14 protein-coding genes are annotated in these 13,556 nt (G+C 37.4%); 12 read left to right on the top strand and 2 right to left on the bottom strand.

All coding sequences use genetic code 11. The features are described from left to right. The first annotated feature begins 136 nt into the window (after positions 1-136). Positions 137-556 (top strand): winged helix-turn-helix domain-containing protein, encoded by a 420-nt coding sequence (locus R8695_RS11225; RefSeq protein WP_118611278.1) that lies wholly within the window; start codon positions 137-139, stop codon positions 554-556. Between the two features lie 23 nt (positions 557-579). Here R8695_RS11225 and R8695_RS11220 read toward each other — a convergent pair whose 3' ends face one another. Continuing rightward, positions 580-957 (bottom strand): hypothetical protein, encoded by a 378-nt coding sequence (locus R8695_RS11220; RefSeq protein WP_243139540.1) that lies wholly within the window; start codon positions 955-957, stop codon positions 580-582. A gap of 172 nt (positions 958-1,129) precedes the next feature. Between R8695_RS11220 and R8695_RS11215 the strand changes: the two genes are divergently transcribed. The 11 genes from R8695_RS11215 to R8695_RS11165 all read left to right on the top strand — a co-directional run bounded on the left by R8695_RS11215 (position 1,130) and on the right by R8695_RS11165 (position 11,725). Continuing rightward, positions 1,130-1,267 carry a helix-turn-helix domain-containing protein gene (locus R8695_RS11215; RefSeq protein ID WP_080633534.1) on the top strand — a complete coding sequence of 46 codons (138 nt, stop codon included), beginning with the start codon at positions 1,130-1,132 and terminating at the stop codon, positions 1,265-1,267. Positions 1,268-1,310: 43 nt separating this feature from the next. After that, positions 1,311-2,003 (top strand): response regulator transcription factor, encoded by a 693-nt coding sequence (locus R8695_RS11210; protein ID WP_110102441.1) that lies wholly within the window; start codon positions 1,311-1,313, stop codon positions 2,001-2,003. Between the two features lie 5 nt (positions 2,004-2,008). Beyond that, the gene (locus R8695_RS11205; protein WP_154780529.1) at positions 2,009-2,926 is read left to right on the top strand and encodes a sensor histidine kinase; all 918 of its coding nucleotides are present in this window, start codon (positions 2,009-2,011) and stop codon (positions 2,924-2,926) included. A 135-nt stretch (positions 2,927-3,061) separates the two neighbouring features. Next, a complete protein-coding gene (locus R8695_RS11200) occupies positions 3,062-3,988 on the top strand; it encodes an ABC transporter ATP-binding protein (protein ID WP_015524607.1) in 927 nt (308 codons plus the stop codon). Then, a complete protein-coding gene (locus R8695_RS11195) occupies positions 3,981-4,766 on the top strand; it encodes an ABC transporter permease (RefSeq protein ID WP_024738632.1) in 786 nt (261 codons plus the stop codon). Before R8695_RS11200 ends, R8695_RS11195 begins: the two co-directional genes overlap by 8 nt. 2 nt (positions 4,767-4,768) lie before the next feature. After that, entirely contained in the window at positions 4,769-5,548 is a 780-nt protein-coding gene (locus tag R8695_RS11190; RefSeq protein WP_154780528.1) for an ABC transporter permease, read from the top strand. A gap of 7 nt (positions 5,549-5,555) precedes the next feature. Further along, a complete protein-coding gene (locus R8695_RS11185) occupies positions 5,556-6,017 on the top strand; it encodes a hypothetical protein (protein ID WP_110102444.1) in 462 nt (153 codons plus the stop codon). Between the two features lie 102 nt (positions 6,018-6,119). Continuing rightward, on the top strand, positions 6,120-6,539 hold the full coding sequence (locus R8695_RS11180; RefSeq protein WP_015524608.1) for a winged helix-turn-helix domain-containing protein: 420 nt from the start codon (positions 6,120-6,122) through the stop codon (positions 6,537-6,539). Positions 6,540-7,190: 651 nt separating this feature from the next. Beyond that, complete coding sequence (locus tag R8695_RS11175; protein WP_154780526.1) at positions 7,191-9,293, top strand: penicillin-binding transpeptidase domain-containing protein; 2,103 nt, start codon at positions 7,191-7,193, stop codon at positions 9,291-9,293. A gap of 40 nt (positions 9,294-9,333) precedes the next feature. Beyond that, positions 9,334-10,491 carry a DUF6070 family protein gene (locus R8695_RS11170; protein ID WP_062807810.1) on the top strand — a complete coding sequence of 386 codons (1,158 nt, stop codon included), beginning with the start codon at positions 9,334-9,336 and terminating at the stop codon, positions 10,489-10,491. Continuing rightward, positions 10,478-11,725, top strand: coding sequence for a DUF6070 family protein (locus R8695_RS11165; protein ID WP_055059611.1), 1,248 nt, complete (start codon positions 10,478-10,480; stop codon positions 11,723-11,725). The genes R8695_RS11170 and R8695_RS11165 overlap by 14 nt, the downstream gene beginning before the upstream one ends. Before the next feature lie 27 nt (positions 11,726-11,752). On the opposite strand, the gene R8695_RS11160 is transcribed toward R8695_RS11165, so the two are convergent. Continuing rightward, on the bottom strand, positions 11,753-13,549 hold the full coding sequence (locus R8695_RS11160; RefSeq protein WP_117457978.1) for a BlaR1 family beta-lactam sensor/signal transducer: 1,797 nt from the start codon (positions 13,547-13,549) through the stop codon (positions 11,753-11,755). Between the last annotated feature and the right edge of the window lie 7 nt (positions 13,550-13,556).

Genomic DNA, 13,556 nt, shown 5'->3' with positions numbered 1-13,556 from the left:
AGGTTCTTCCGATATGAAAAGTGCCGGAAAAGCCCGGAATAACGGGCTATACCGGCATATAAGAACATCTAAAGAGATAATTAGAAATCTATTAAATGATTGTTAGAAAAAATAAAGTAGGTGATTACATGGGAAAATGTTAATACTGACATTTGAAGATAGTGAGGAAGAAATCCTGAATCATATAATATCCTGTGTCAATACGGGAGCAAGAGCATTTCAAGTAATTGAAAATGCAAAAACAAATTTGAGTTATGGAGATATTGTTATTTTGTTGGATAAAAGAGAATTATTTCGAAAGCAGGAAAAAATAGATTTATCTTTTATAGAGTTTGAAATTTTGCATTTATTAATGCGAAGTCCCGGAAGAGTGTTTAGCAAAGAACAAATATATGATATCATATGGAATGAACCCTATTCTGGTGATTATAATGTGGTTATGCGACATATCTGCAACATTAGAGAAAAGATAGAAGATGATCCTGGTCATCCGTTATATATACAAACGGTGCGCGGTGTAGGATATCGGTTTAATGGGAATTTAGGCAGCGAGTGAAATCGCTGCCTATTATTATGGTTTTACAAAGAAGGGAGTTGGTTATGAGAAGATCTTTGTATTTCAGGAGCATCCTGTTTGAGATATTTGGACAGGTTTTGCTGTATCAATTCCAACTCTTTTATTTCTTGCTTAAAGGAAACGTATTGATTATTTAGTGATTCCTTTCTGGAAATAAGATCTGCAATTTGCTCTTGTAACTTATTGGAATTAAGATATATGTGTACCATATCGGAAAAATCCGCTTCATCGTCACGCCTGTTTACAAGGAAACGGGAGAGCTGATGCGTGACATCCTTTTGAAGCTGATGCTGGCTGATTTGGAGCCGGTATAAAACTTCATGCGTCGGAGGCACACCCATTTTTGATTTGTGTTCGTGCATGAAGTTTTTGTGCATCATTTTCGGTTGCCCCAACGGGGCGAGAAAATGGCACATTACGGATTGCTATGCCAGCATAGCAATCCCCATCGACATCCTTAACATGGGCGGTCCCGAAGGATGTGCCAATGTAGAAGGCATATGATTGTATTATTCGAAAGAACGAATTATAATAATATTCGGAGGAATGGGTATGGATTATATGATATTAAAAGAAGCTAGTGCAAAATGGGGAGTAACACCTCGTTGGATAAATTATTTTTGCTCGGGTGGACGTATTCCAGGACCTGTAAAGATGGGAATGGTTTGGCTGATACCAAAATCAGCATAAAAACCTGTGGATGGTCGGACAAAACAAGGGAGAGAATTGTACCATGAATAGAATTTTGATTATAGATGATGACAGAGAACTGTGTGCCTTAATTAAGCGCAGCGTACAAACGGAAAATATAGCAGCCGATTTTTGTAATACCGGAAAAGAGGGCTTGCAGAAATTAAAAGAGCAGGAATATCAGCTTGTAATACTGGATGTGATGATGCCCGGTATGGATGGGTTTGAAACACTGGAAGAAATCCGCAAAGAGCATAGTTTGCCAATTTTAATGTTCACATCCAAAAATGACAGCATTTCTAAGGTGCGGGGGTTACGGGCCGGAGCGGACGATTATCTGACAAAGCCGTTTGATATGGATGAGCTGATTGCCCGTATTGTGTCCCTCATTCGCCGTTACACTCGCTTTAATCAGCAAGCCGGAACGATGCAAAAGCTGAATTTTGATGGATTACAAATTGACCTTGAAAATCGTTCCGTTACTACGGGAAACGGCACTTTTGAACTTCCACCAAAGGAATTTGATTTGCTGCTCTATTGTGTAAAAAATCAAGGAAGGATTTTAACAAAGCAGCAGATTTATGAAGAAGTATGGGGTGAAGAATATTTCTATGATGACAGTAACATTATGGCGATTATCAGTCGACTTCGTAAAAAATTAGAAGTCAACCCCTCCAGTCCAAAGTACATCCAAACTGTCAAAGGGATCGGTTATCGCTTTAACAAGGAGGTGTAGTCAGCATGGAAATCATCATATTCTTGTCCATTGTGATTGCTGTTGTGGCTGTATTGACTTCCATCGTTCTCGTTCGGCGTATAAAAAAACAAATAGCAGAAATGACCGATGCATTGGTTGATGTGAAAAATGGAAATGGCAATCGGCGTATTTTGTCTGCAACAAATGAACTAACAGCCCCTCTTGCCTATGAAATCAATGAGATCGTTGTGGCTTATGAAAGCAGGCTTTCTGCTGTGCGACAGACGGAAGAAACCAACCGCCAGCTTATGACAAGCCTTTCTCACGATGTTCGGACGCCTCTTACCACTCTGATCGGGTATCTTGATGCTGCACACAAAGGTATTGTCACGGGAAAAGACCGGGATGATTATATTGAAACTGCTCGCCGGAAAGCCCACGATCTGAAAGAATATATTGATGTGCTTTTTGACTGGTTCAAGTTAAATTCCAACGAGTTTGCTTTGGAAATCCAGAGCATTGAGGCCGCAGAGTTTACAAGGAATATCCTGATTGACTGGATACCGATTTTTGAGGATAAACAGGTTGATTATGACATTGATATTTCCGAACAGCCTGTCCGGGTAAGATTGGATATAGACAGCTATATGAGAATCATCAATAATCTCATTCAAAATGTCATCGCTCATAGCCATGCGGACAAAATTAAAATCTCCCTATTGAAGAAGGAAAACAGCATGGAGCTGCTGCTGGCAGATAATGGAGTTGGAATTGAGAAAGAAGATTTGAAACACATTTTTGAACGGCTTTATAAGTGCGATAAAGGTCGGTCTGAGAAAGGTAGCGGTCTTGGTCTTTCCATTGTCCATCAACTTGTAGAAAAAATGGGCGGAAGCATAGCTGTTGAAAGTATACCGGGAAAAGGAACTGAATTTTCTTTGCGTTTTCCCTTGGAGATTTAAGCGGGTTCCCGTCCTTGTGACGGGAACTTTTGTTTATTTTGTCGGATTTCAAATTGCAAGGTTAATGCAAGGTTGTGGCAAGGTTCATGCAAGGTTGGCGTGATAGAATACCTTACAGAACAGGAGGTTTTGAATATGGATTCAAATTATATTATTGAAACAAAAAATCTGACAAAGCAATACGGCTCACAAAAGAGTGTGGCGGACTTAAATATCCATGTCAAGCGTGGGAGAATTTATGGTCTGTTGGGTAGAAACGGAGCCGGAAAAACCACAACCATGAAAATGCTGTTGGGTTTAACGAAGCCGACTTCCGGTGAGGTCAAAATCTGGGGAAAGTCTTTGCAGGGAAATGAAAAGAAATTGCTGCCCCGCATTGGAAGTTTGATTGAGTCCCCTGGTTTTTATCCCAATCTGACCGGTACGGAGAATCTGCGTATCTTTGCTACCCTGCGTGGAGTACCAAACAACCATGCCATCAAAGACGCTCTGGATTTAGTCGGACTTCCTTACAAGGATAAAAAGCTGTTTTCGCAATACTCTCTTGGTATGAAGCAGCGGTTGGCGATTGCCCTTGCAGTCATGCACGATCCGGAACTTTTAATTTTGGACGAGCCTATCAACGGGCTTGACCCTATCGGTATTGCAGAAGTACGCTCTTTTATCCGTGAGCTTTGTGACGCAAGAGGAAAAACCATTTTAATCTCCAGTCACATTCTTTCGGAGATTTCCTTGCTGGCTGACGATATTGGAATTATTGACCACGGTGCACTGCTGGAAGAAGAAAGCCTTGCTGAGTTGGAGCAAAAAAGCAGTAAACATATCCGGTTTACGATCTCTGATACTGCACAGGCGGCAAGAATTTTGGAACGCAATTTCCATGAAACCCATTTTTCCATACAAGACGACCACAATCTGCGTCTACACAATATGGAGCTGCCTGTGGGAAAAATTGTAACTGCTTTTGTAGAAAACGGATTGGAGGTATCAGAAGCACATACCTGTGAAGAAAGTCTTGAAGATTACTTCAAGCGTGTGACAGGGGGCGAAGGAATTGCTTAAACTAATCAAATGCGAATTTTTGAAATTGAAACGGAAGAAATTTATTCCGCTGATTATTCTGGCTGCGTTCCTGTTTCCAATCCCGCTGACTTATCTGATGACAACGCCCTCTATGATGGAGCGATATACGGATCGGGCAGATGCTTTCGATGGACTATTTAACATGGTGTTGGGATATGGTATCCAGTTTTTACTGCCCTGCATTATCGGAGTGATTGCCGCCATCCTGTTTTTTATGGAACGCGACAACGATACATTCAAAAATTTGCGTACAATTCCAGTAACCAGCACGCAAATGGTACTTGCAAAGATCATTGTCCTTTTTATCTTTGGAATTGTTTTTTGCGTGGCTTCTACTATTGCAACAATTCTTTGCGGAATTGGAACATTAGAAGTTTATGGAATTGGTTATAAGCTGTTTTTGGCGGTTGAAACGGGGATCTTCATTACAGCAGGAACACTCCCGTTGATTGTCCTTGTTGTCTTTTTCAGTAAGACCTATGTTTTTTCCATTTTGCTGTGTGTCTTTTACAGCGTTCTGAACATGAGTGCTACGGCATTGTTTGACACACTGCCTAAAACCATGTTATGGCTTCTGCCCACGCCACTGACTACATTTTGGAGTGCGGGAGATATGGCGGCTCATGGAATAAAAATGGACTTGGAGCAAATGACAGGGCTAATTCCTTCAACATTTCAAGTTGTATTCATTCTTGGAATCATGGCATTCGTTTCGTTCTTACTGATTGACAGATTATATAAGCAGAGGGGGGAATAAACATGGTTCGCATTGTAAAAACAGAATTTTATAAATTGAAAAGGTATCATATCCTTTGGGCGGGCGTTGCACTCATGCTCCTATCCGTCCTGCTGACCTTGTTTACCTCTATGGCGAATGATGGTTCCGTTTGGGATTTCGCCTATCTTACAGAACAGGTCATCAAAAACAATATGTCCATGATTTTTCCGATGTGTATCAGCCTAATTGCTGGATATATGATTTCTCGTGAGCAGACGGATGACACACTGAAAAATATTCTGACTGTGCCGATTTCTTTTAAGAAGCTGCTGACCGGAAAATTGATTGTGTGCGGCGTATTGTCTATTATTTTCGGGCTGATATGCAGCTTGTTTACAATCATAGCGGAAATGATTGTGGGATTTCCAGGCTTTGAGATTTCCTTAGCTCTAAAAGCAGCCTTGCAGATTACTGCGGTTAATTTCTTTTTATATCTTGCGGTTCTGCCGATTATCGCTCTTACTTGTCGGAGGACAGGTAGCTTTTTAGTCGGTGTAATCATTGCTTTTGTCTATGGATATGGAGGGATGTTTGCCTCAGGAAATATGACATTAGCAAACCTTTATCCGATTACCGCAAGTCTTGGAATGGTAGGCTACCGCAGCTATGATACCGCAGTCAACTGGAATATCGGAAGCTGTTCTTGCAGTCTTGTGCTTGCTGTTGTTATTTCTGCCATCTTGATTTTGTGCATGAAAGAGCGAGTAGCAACCCAAACAAAGAAAAAGGCCAAAAAGGTAGCACCAAAGAAAGGCTGGTGATGATTTTATTAAGAAAATAGTTTTAGCATTGGCATTTGTCCTTTTGGGAAGTTTTATGATTTCTGGCTGTTCAAAAGATGAAATTCTCAATCATTATAATAATATCGTTCAGTCGGCTGGAGTCATAGAGCTTACAGGAAAGTTATCTTTGGAAGGAACAAAAGAAAAAGGGATTGATGATTATACGGGAACTTATACGGCTGATTATGAGAATTTTTCAGATTCAGAGTATTTGTTTGGAGGAACTTCTATAAAGCGAGAAGCTGGTAAGGATTTGTCTATTGATTGCACTTTGGAGGTTGCGGAGGGAACTGCAAAAGTATTTTGGATTTCTGGAGCTGATGAAGTAGTCACTTTGCTTGAAACAACCGGAACTTATAGTGACACAATTACACTTCCTGATGGCGGAAATTATGTCGGCATTGAGTGTGAGGAATTTACTGGAAACATTGAATTGAATATTGAATAATCTTTAGCTGTGTGATGGTAAAAGAAAAATGTCACAGTACGGCAGATTTGTTTTAGTTAAAAGTTTATGCATAAAAAATAAAGTAGGTGATTACATGGGAAAATGTTAATACTGACATTTGAAGATAGTGAGGAAGAAATCCTGAATCATATAATATCCTGTGTCAATACGGGAGCAAGAGCATTTCAAGTAATTGAAAATGCAAAAACAAATTTGAGTTATGGAGATATTGTTATTTTGTTGGATAAAAGAGAATTATTTCGAAAGCAGGAAAAAATAGATTTATCTTTTATAGAGTTTGAAATTTTGCATTTATTAATGCGAAGTCCTGGAAGAGTGTTTAGTAAAGAACAAATATATGATATAATCTGGAATGAACCCTATTCGGGTGATTACAATGTTGTTATGCGACATATCTGCAACATTAGAGAAAAGATAGAAGATGATCCTGGACATCCGGTATATATACAAACGGTGCGCGGTGTAGGATATCGGTTTAACGGAAATTTAGGCAGCGAGTGAAATCGCTGCCTATTATTATGGTTTTACAAAGAAGGAAGTTTGTTATGAGAAGATCTTTGTATTTCAGGAGCATCCTGTTTGAGATATTTGGACAGGTTTTGATGTATCAATTCCAACTCTTTTATTTCTTGCTTAAAAGAAACGTATTGAGTATTTAGTGATAGTAAACAGATTTGCGTTATTATCAGGGATTGTAGGGAGATTCCGAAGAGCTTTTGTTCAGATGATGAAACAATAGGATTGGTACAGGAAATATATGGAACAAAAGTTAATAAAGGGATTTGTTGCGTTTTCTGCTATAATAATCTGCCAGCAAAGAATGTGTTGTCTGAATATGTTTGTGATTATAAGAAACGAGCAGGGTTATTTCAAAGATCAGCAGATTTAGAGTAGTTCTTTTTTTTCTGAGAGAAAATTAAAAATCGTTTTTGGTTCTTCTGGAGAGTGATTATAGCGTTTGGGAAACATCCGGAGAAACCATTACCTCAGAGTGTCGTAAAGTTCTTTATCAAAGAAGGCTTTGAGATGCCCTTTCTTTTTTATGCAAATCTTTTCTCTTGTCTACATATATAAACCTAAGAAAAAGCTTGACGTTTAAATATTACAAGTGTAATATTTAAGAAAATATGAAAAAAGGAGAAATAAAACTATATGAGAAAAAAGAAAAGAAAAAAACACACGAAGATTATTACAAAAATAGTTTTATTTAGCGGTATATTGATTGGTGGTGGAATCGGTATTGTAACAACAATGAATTGTAATGTTCCTGAAAAAAGACTAATGGAATATATGAAATATATTGAAAAAGGGGAATATGAGCAAATGTATGCCATGCTGGATCAGAAAAAAAGCAGCATGAACAGTAAGGAAGAATTTATAGAACGAAATTCTAAAATATATGAAGGCATTGAGATGTCTGATCTGTCCATAACCGATATTACAGTAAAAAGACAAGAAAACGGAAATGCGGCAGTTTCCTATACAACAAATATGCAGACTGCTGCAGGAAATGTAGAATTTACCAACGATGCGGTATTTTCACATGATTGGACAGGATATCATTTAATCTGGCAGGATCAGTTGATTTTTCCAGAGTTATCTGCAACGGATAAAGTTCAGGTAACGTCAGAAGAGGCAAAGAGAGGAGATATTTTAGACAGAAATGGTCGTCAGTTGGCTGGAGAGGGAACTGCATCTTCGGTAGGAATTGTTTCGGGCAGGATGGAGAACAGAGAAGATACAATAAAAAAACTGGCAGAGTATCTTGGAATTGGAGCAGACGAAATTGAGGATAAGTTAAAAGCCGGTTGGGTAAAAGCAGATTCTTTTGTACCAGTAGCAACAATTCCTAAAATACAAGAGGTCGATCTTTTGACAGTGAATCCGGATAAAACTGTTCTGGAAGAAAAAGAAAAGCAGGACACATTATTGAAGATTCCAGGTATTATGTTATCTGATGTAAAAGTACGAACTTATTATCTAAAAGAAGCTGCCTCTCATCTGGTAGGGTATGTACAGGCGGTTACAGCCGAAGATTTGCAGGAACATAAAGGGGAAGGGTATCGTACAAACAGTGTGATTGGAAAGACTGGACTGGAAACGCTTTATGAAAAAGAACTAAAAGGAACAGATGGGTGTGAAATCTGTATTGTAGATGCAAATGGAAATAAAAAAAGTGTTATTGCATATGAGCCTAGAAAAGATGGAGAAGATATCCATACTACGATTGATGGTGATCTTCAAAGTACTCTTTATGAACAATTTAAAGAAGACAGAGGATGTTCTGTAGCTTTGAATCCTTATACAGGGGAAGTATTGGCGTTGGTAAGTACGCCATCTTATGATAATAATGATTTTGTACGTGGAATGGACAACAGCCAGTGGAGTGCATTAAATGAAAATGAAGACAGGCCTTTATACAACCGCTTTCGCCAGACATGGTGTCCTGGCTCAACTTTTAAACCTGTAATTGCTGCAATTGGATTAAAAGTGGGGGCATTTACTGCAAATGACGATTTTGGAAATGAGGGTCTGGCGTGGCAGAAAGATTCCTCGTGGGGAGATTATACAGTGACTACACTTCATGATTGTGAACCTGTGATCTTGAAAAATGCGCTTATTTATTCAGATAATATTTATTTTGCAAAAGCAGCATTAAAAATTGGTGCGGATCAACTGATGCAGTCTCTAAATCAAATAGGATTTAATCAGGAACTTCCATTTGATATTAAAATGTCAGAGTCCCAATATTCTAATATGGACAAGATAGAAACAGAAATCCAGCTTGCTGACAGTGGGTATGGACAGGGACAGATTCTGGTAAATCCTTTGCATCTTGCAAGCATTTATACGGCTTTTCTAAATGATGGAAATATGATAAAGCCATATCTTCACGCGGATGGTGGAAGCACTTCCAGTGAAATCTGGATAAAAGATGCTTTTTCACCACAAATTGTTTCGGAGGTTATGGAGGGGTTAGAGGGTGTAGTGAATAACCCGGAAGGAACTGGTTATGGAGCATGCCGGGAAGACATTAGATTAGCAGGAAAAACCGGAACAGCGGAACTGAAAGCTACAAAAGAAGATACATCTGGAACAGAAATTGGCTGGTTTACAGTTTTTACTACAGATAGAGATACAAAGAATCCTATTTTGCTCATCAGTATGGTAGAGAATGTGAAAGATATTGGAGGAAGCGGTTATGTGGTGGAAAAGGATAAGGCGATACTGGATGAATATCTTGGTAATGAATAATTTTTACCTTTAAATATTACAAATGTAAGAGGAAAATGATATGAAAAAAATTTGGAAAATATTTGTGGGAGTTATTTTTCTTGCTGTCTGTAGTGGATGTGGCATAAAGAAAGAGCAGAAAAAGACAATTGAAGATACGAAAGAAAAAATTTACAGAGAGTGTGAAATGCTAGCAGAAGGCTATCGGAACATATATGAGAATGCTGTGAAAGAAAATGCACTATATGAGCTGAGTACAATACAAAAAAGTATGGATTATTTTGGAAAATATGGATATGCAGTAATTGATTCCTACAATCAGCTGGATATGGTTCAAAGTATTAAAGTAGATGATTTTTTGAAAAAAGCAGAAAAAGAGAAGAATGGAAAAACTACTATATTTCAAGTTATAGCAGGGGATCATTTTATCCGGTATGATCTGAAAACCAAACAGGGGAAAATAGACGTTGAAGTAAGCTCTTTTAAATGGAAAGAGGACACTTGGCAGGAAACATATTATCATGAGTTTAGAGCTAATTCATGGAAATATACAGAAAACGGGCATTTCTTTATAGAAGAATATCATCCGGCAGGATATGATGGACCGTCTGGATATCGGGACTTTCGGGTAGCACCGTTAAATAAAAAATGTCGGGAGTTGAATCGAAAATATATACTTCCTTTTGGATATACACTTAATAAATTGTTTACTTCTAATTGGAGTGAAAAAAATTATGATGGAATAAATTTTTATGATGTTTTTGATCGTTTACTTTCAATGGAAGAAAAAACTGATGAATTTAAGGAAGGAAAGACTTATGAAATCCCAAAAGAATCATTTGAAACGATATTTCAAAAATATTTTAATATAAGCGCAGAGATACTGCAGACAGGAACGGTATTTCACACAGAAATACAGACATATCGGTATCGAACCAGAGGAATCGTATATGATTTTGCTCCCACACCATATATTCCATATCCGGAAGTTGTTTCCTACATAGAAAATCAAGATGGAACAATAACACTGGAAGTAAATGCGGTATGGCCACAAAAAGAATTAGATCAGGCGTTTTGTCATAGCGTAACCATTCGGCTGTTAGATAAAGATAGATTTCAATATGTATCCAATTATGTATCAAGGTCAGAAATAGAGGTTACCTGGTATACAGAAAGATTATCAGACGAAAAGTGGGAGGAATGTTATGGAGATAATTGATATGATTACAAAAAGAAAACTGAAAAAGATGATGAGCGTTTTATTTATTTCGGGATGCTTTTTCATAGGAAATACAAAATGTAAAGGGGCTGATTTAGAATATATTTCACAGGAAACTGCGAATTATGCTGTACAAGAAAGAGGATATGATTTGCCAGTAGATGAAGTCGTGAAAGAAGAAGCTATTGAAGATTGTAAGAATGTTATGAATCAGATGAAAGTCATTTATCAAAAGGCGGATAAAGGGACTTCATCGAATATAGTAGTTTCTGAGACAGTAATGGAAGAAATGCAGGAAGTATTAAAGGAAAAAAATGTCCCCGTTATTACATCAGCACCGTATTCAAATATGGCTAATTATTCTAAAATGGAAGAATTTCTTTTCAGGGCAGAACAGGATCTGACAGGAGATATCGTCTTATATAGGATTAACAGGGATGGTGGGATAGAAAGACTCAAATTCAATTATGATGGGACAGATATGTATTTGCTGGCTGTGAAAGCTGTTTGGGGTATGAACGACAATCCATCTATTGTATATGTTTCGTATACAAGGATAGAAGAATGGAAATATACAGAAAAAGGCTGGTTTGGTTATACGCTATGCGTTCCAAAGTATCCGGAAGTATCAGAAGCGGTTGATGGCAGTTCTATGATAAGAATTAAACCTTTAAGTGATGAATGCAGGGAAGTTTCAAAGAGGTGTGTGTATTTGCTTGGATATCAGGGGAATAATCTTTTATGTTCTGATTGGGATAGATCTGATATGGAAGGGTTAGATTATAATGGTTTATATGAATATTTATATCGAATGAAATACGGGGAGAGATATGAGTTTTCAGGTAACTCAAGTGGAATTCCGGCAGAAGAGTTTGAAAATCTGATAATGGAGTTTTTGCCGATAACAGCAGATCAAATTAAAAAATGGGCAGTATTTGATTCGGAACATCAAACTTATGACTGGGAACGATTAGGCTGTTTAAATTATAGCCCTACTTATTTTGGAACATCTTTACCGGAGGTCGTTGAAATAAGAGATAGCGGAGAGGGAAACAGTGTGTTGGTTGTTGATGCTGTATGTGATACATTTATATGTAATGATGCCGTTATTACAAGTGAGCTGACTGTTAAGTTCAACGATGATAAGAGTTTTAAATATATGGGGAATAAAATTCTGAATAATGGTACGAAAGAAGTTCCCAAATATCAATATAGAATAAAAAGAAAGAACTGATAACAACTATCAGCCCTTTCATATTTGTTAATTCCATATATGTAATTTTTTTAAGATATCAGAAGTGATTTCAAATGCTTTTTTGCCAGTTGCATTAGAATCACTTTGGATATTGGTTGCAAAATAATAGCTGTTATCGGAAGTTTCTACATATCCGATAAACCAGCCGTTGATATCCTGTCCGTTGACACGACCGGTTCCAGTTTTTCCGTAGAAATTACCATTAGGTGTACTGGCAATTTTTATAGCATTTTTAACAGAAAATACATTTTGGAAATTTAGATGGAATTCATTTGTGTTAAATTTTTTTAATAATGTTACTTGCTCTAAAGGCGAGATTTTTAATGAAAAATCGGACCAGTATAAATCCAGATTTGAACTGGTTGTTTGGTTTCCATATTCTATTTTATTCAAAAATTCCTGGACTCTGTTAATTCCGAGCTGCGAATCAATTGCCTGGAAATACCAGTTAACGGAATTTTGCATAGCAGAGTTTAAATCCTGATCAGCTTCCCAGGATGGAAAAGGAAAGGCATCACCATTCCATGTCATGGAAGAGTGTTCTGGTGTGATGATTCCGGATTCCAACCCTAATAATGCATCGTATATTTTGTAGGTAGACTCTGGCGGAATACGTTTGGTGGCTTCTTCAAGATCGTATATTTTCCAGGAATCCAAATTATTGTCATACAAAACAAATGATCCATCATATGTTCCAAATGTTTCGGATATATCTAACAGGGAGATATTTTTGTCTGTATCACTAAAATGATATACGCTTTGAGTAGAGGCATCAATGGATAAAATGGGTGTACATCCAATAAAAACAGCACTAATGACCAGATAAATTATCAATGCTCTCATTTTTTGATAAAGAGTTTCTTTCCTAAAAACGGCGATGTTGAGAATACGTCGTTTCATCTGCCTGAAATTTCCGGACATTCCAACTGCCAGTGGAGAGGAAAAAGAGGATATTTTTTCTGCAAAATTAATCAGTGTAGTTCCATAAGCTTGGTATTCATCAGCAGAAATCATCTGCAATACAGCAGAATCACAGGCTATTTCACGGTCACAGAGAATTTCTTTTAAAGTGTACCAAACAAAAGGGTTAAACCAGTAGAGTATATTACTTATGACCATGAGGAAGCCAATAAATGTATCTTTGTGACGGTAATGCTGTAATTCGTGTAGCAGCATAAAACGCATATCATCAGGATTCAGTTCGGAAATTAAATGGATGGGAATGTAAATTCTGGGATGTATTATTCCGATTAAAACTGGTGATTTTAAAAATGCAGTACTGTAGACTGATACTGGGTGAGAGATTTTAAGTTCCTTTAAACAATTGTAATAAATAGTTTTTACCTGCTGATTTTGAAGCGGGAGAGCAGATCTTTTTATGGAACGTACATAGTTTAATGAATGAAGGGTGAGGACTGACATAATCATAACACCCGTTATCCATATTAGAAAGAGTATGGTATTCAAGCCTCCAGAAAATTGACTACTGATGGAAACTGAAAAATCATTCACCTGGTTTAACAAAATATTTTGTGTATTACTGGTAAGTTCGGATAGCGTGTCGGTACCAGAGTTAAGTCCTGAGTCAGTTTGAAAAAAATGTAACCATGAAAAAAGTTGTGAGCCATGAATCTGTACAGGAAAAAATGGCACGGCAAGTAATAAAAATAAAAGAAAACAGAGATGGTACTGTGTAGTCGCAGATAAATATTTTTTCAGAAGTTTTTTTGTTCCGATTATTACAAGTGTAAAAATACATATGAAGATATTACTGATTAAAAAGTGGATGATCCAGTTGCTCATTCAAAAC

This window comes from Blautia luti (genome assembly GCF_033096465.1).
GTDB classification, from domain to species: domain Bacteria; phylum Bacillota; class Clostridia; order Lachnospirales; family Lachnospiraceae; genus Blautia_A; species Blautia_A luti.
This window is presented reverse-complemented; position numbering and strand designations above follow the sequence as displayed.